Consider the following 3,604-nt stretch of genomic DNA (forward strand, 5'->3'; position numbering starts at 1 on the left):
AGGGCTGGTACGAGATCGACAGCAGGGTGAAGGTGACGTTCGGCTCGCAGCGGTCGAGGCCGTAGGAGCGGCACACGGCGAACATCTCCGGTTCGGCGAGCGCCCGGTCACCCTCGCCCTCGGCGCTAAAAGAGTGGGTCCACTGAAGCCTCCCCAGGGGCGCGGGGAACTGCGCGAGCAACCACGAACCACCCGCACCCGTACGACGACCTGACGCATCGTCACTCCAGCGCGGCCCGCCCCGTCAGCGCCGTCAGGCTGCTCCGTACGTGATCCATCTGGGCCTGTACGTCGTCCCACCGCTCCCCGTGCTCCCGCAGCACCCGCTCCGTCTCCCGGGCGATCCGGTCCTCGCACACCCGCGCCTCCGCCACGATCTCCGCCGCCCGCGCCCGCGCCTCCTCCTGGTACCGCCGCCCGCAGGCCTCCGACTCGGCGAACTCCCTTTTGGCCACGGAGAGTTCGGCCTCCGCGCGAGCGACCCGTTCGGCATGGGCCGCGTCCGCCGCAGCCACCCGCTGCTGTGCCGCGCTCTCCTCCTCGGCCCAGCGTTCGGCGTGTTCCCTGGCCTGCTCGGCGAGCAGACCGGCGGTGCGTTCCCGTACCTCGCGCAACGCGGCGAGCGCCTCCGTGCGCCCCTCTTTCACCTCGCGCCGGGCGGCGACCCGGATCTCGTCGGCCTCGGCGCGCGCCGCGAGCAGCAGCTGACGGGCGCGTTCGTCGGTCTCGGCGCGTACGTCGTCGGCGTACGCCTGCGCGGCCTCGTGCACGCCGTTCGCGCGCGCCCGCGCCTCGTCGACGATCCGTTGCGCCTCCCGTCGCCCGCCTTCGCGGACCGCCGCGGCCTCCTCCTGGCCCAGTTCGAACAGCCGCCGGGCGCGCTCGCCGAGCGTCTCGTACGACTGCGGGGCGAGCGTGGCGACGACCTCCGTGAGCCGTGCCAGCTCCGCCTCCATCTCCCTGGCGAGCACGGTGAGCCGGGCGGCCCGCTCCCACGCGGCGTCCCGGTCCCGGGAGACGGCGGCGGCGTGGGCGTCGACCTGTTCGGGGCGGTAGCCGCGCCCTCTGACGGCCACGAAACCCTGTGGCGACACCGGTGCGCTACCCATCCTGGAACCCCTCTCCGCCGATGATTTCGCGCATATCTTGAGGTATCAGACAGAAATGTTCATAACGCGACACTCCGCGTAGAGGTCACGGTCGCAGGCGCACACAAAAGGGCCGGGCCCGGTCATACGGCCGGGCCCGGCCCACGGACGGCTCAACGGCGGGGCGTCACAGCAGCCCGTCCCACATCTGCTCCAGCAGCACCGACCACCAGCTCTCCGGCGAACCCAGCGCCGCCGGGTCCAGGGAGGCCAGCTGGGCCTGGAAGTCGACGGTCCAGCGGCCCGCCTGCTCCTGGTTCAGACCGAACCGCAGGCGCCACATCCGGCCGAGCAGCGCCAGGCACCGCTGGAACTCGGGCAGCCCCGTGTTCACGAACTGCGGCGGCACGGGCGCTCCGCCCGGACCTGCCTCCACCGGTACGGCGACGATGTTCGCGGTGCCGTACTGCACGCAGAGCGCCTTGCCGAAGTCGCTGCCCATCACGAGGTAGGAGGCGGCGTCCGAGGCCGGCCGCACCCCGCGTTCCTGGGCGAGTTCGGCGAGCGTCGGCACCGGGCGGCCGGGCTGGGCCTGCGCCCAGAAGAACGGGCCCATGTCCGTCGGCAGGCCCGCGACCACGAGGGAGTGCGCCACGATCGGGGGGACGCCCTGGCGGGCCACGGCGGCCTGCTCGAACCGGAACAGGCCCGGCCCGAACGCCGAACCCAGCTCCTGTGCGACGCCCTCCGGGGGGATCGGCGGGGCGGGCTGCACGGGGGGCAACGAGGCGCGCACCGGTGCGGGGCGGGCGGGGCCGTCGGCCACCTGGTGCAACTCGCCCTGGTGCGCGAGGAGTTGCTGCATGCCCTGCTGACGGCTCGCGTGATCGGTCCCGTACGGGGCGATGCTCGCGATCCTCGCCTGCGGCCACTGCTCCCGGATCATCCGCGCGCAGTAGGCACCCGGCAGCTCGCAGGACTCCAGCTCGGTGTGCAGCTCCAGCACCTGGTCCGGGGGCACGTTCATCGCCCGCAGCTCGTGGAAGATCTGCCACTCCGGATGCGGCGTGCCGGGCGCCGAACGCCGGATCACCTGCTGCTCCGACCCGTCCTGCGCGCGATACCGCAACACGGCCTGGTAGCCAGGACCGACGGTGGGCGGGCCGGGGGGCGCCGGGGGGTAGCCGTAGGCGGGGGGCGCGACGGCACCGGGGGGAGGCGGGGGTGGTGTGAAGGAGGGGCCGGGGGGCGGTGTACCGAGGGCGCCGGGGGCGGGTGGGGGCGTGGCGCCGGAGGGTGGGGGCATGCCTGGGGTGCCGGCGGCCGGGGGCGGCGGCGTGCCGAGGATGCCTGGTGCTGGGGGTGGCGTGTTGCCGGGGGCGCCGTGAGCCGGGGGTGGTGTGCCGAGGGTGCCAGGTGCTGGTGAAGGCGTGTTGCCTGGAGTGCCGGGAGCCGGGGGTGGCGGAGGCATGGTGCCGGGGGCACCCGCCGGCGGCGCGGAGAACATGGTCTCCGCGTGATGTACGGGCCCACGAGCGGCCCCTGGGACACCGGGGGCACTGGGCGGCTGCGGTGCGCCCGGGGCCTGCGGCGCGGCGGACGCATGCGGAGGGCCCGGGACGGCCGGGGTCTGCGGTGCACCCGGAGCCGGCGGCACGCCGGGAGAACCCGGGGTACCCGGAGCGCCCGGCGCCGCCAAGGCACTCGGCATGCCCAGGGTGCTCGGAAGCCCCGGTGCGCCCGGAGGGTTCGGCGTGCCCTGAGTGCCAGGGACTCCGGCGGGTCCCGGAGGGTTCGGCGTGCCCGGGGCGCCCGGAAGCCCCGGTGCGCCCGGAGGGTTCGAGGTGCCCTGAGCGCCTGGAACTCCGGGGGGTACTGGAGGGTTCGGCGCGCCCGGGGTACTCGGAAGCCTCGGTGCTCCCGGAGGGGTCGAGGTGCCCTGAGCACCCGGAAACCCCGGTGCGCCCGGAGGGTTCGGCATGCCCGGGGCGCCCGGAACTCCCGGCGTTCCCGGGGGATTCGGGGTGCCCGGATAGCCATGCGTGCCCGGCGCACCGGGAACACCAGGGGTGCCCGGGGGATGCGGGGCGCTCCCGGCGGTGCCGGTTCGCCCCTGGTCGCCGAACATCGTCGGGGCATGGGGGGCACCGCCCGGAGGCGTACCGCCCGGCGGGTTCGGCGGACCGGGCGGGTGGGGAGCGCCGGGCGGAGGCGTGTGCCCCGGGGCACCCTGCGAGCTCTGCCCACCGACGCCGGGCGGCGGCGGAACGGCACCCGGAGCCGGCGGCGCACCGGGAGCCGGAGTCGAACCAGAGGGCGGCGGAGGCATCCCCGGCCCCCCGAGCCCGTCGGAACCATCGGGCCCCGGCGCCGACACGAACTGCGTCGGCACATACCCACCGGACGAAACGGAACCGGACGGCGACGGAGGCGCAGCCGGACCACCAGCGGTCCCCTGCGGATACCCGTACGAGGACGTACCCGCCCCCGGACCCCCCGGCAGAGACGGCGTACCC

Annotated in this window: 3 protein-coding genes; all 3 read right to left on the reverse strand. The window is 75.2% G+C overall.

Annotation, left to right across the window (positions count from 1 at the left end):
• A partial coding sequence (locus ABZ896_RS01800; RefSeq protein ID WP_360920259.1) for a hypothetical protein occupies positions 1–181 on the reverse strand: 181 nt, incomplete at its 3' end.
• A 40-nt stretch (positions 182–221) separates the two neighbouring features.
• Positions 222–1,109, reverse strand: a complete 888-nt coding sequence (locus tag ABZ896_RS01805) for a cellulose-binding protein (protein ID WP_360920262.1) — start codon at positions 1,107–1,109, stop codon at positions 222–224.
• A 166-nt stretch (positions 1,110–1,275) separates the two neighbouring features.
• The coding region (locus tag ABZ896_RS01810) for an SUKH-4 family immunity protein (RefSeq protein ID WP_360920265.1) at positions 1,276–3,604 on the reverse strand (2,329 nt) is incomplete at its 5' end.

The sequence above is a fragment of the Streptomyces sp. NPDC047072 genome (assembly GCF_040643855.1).
In the GTDB taxonomy this organism is placed as follows: domain Bacteria; phylum Actinomycetota; class Actinomycetes; order Streptomycetales; family Streptomycetaceae; genus Streptomyces.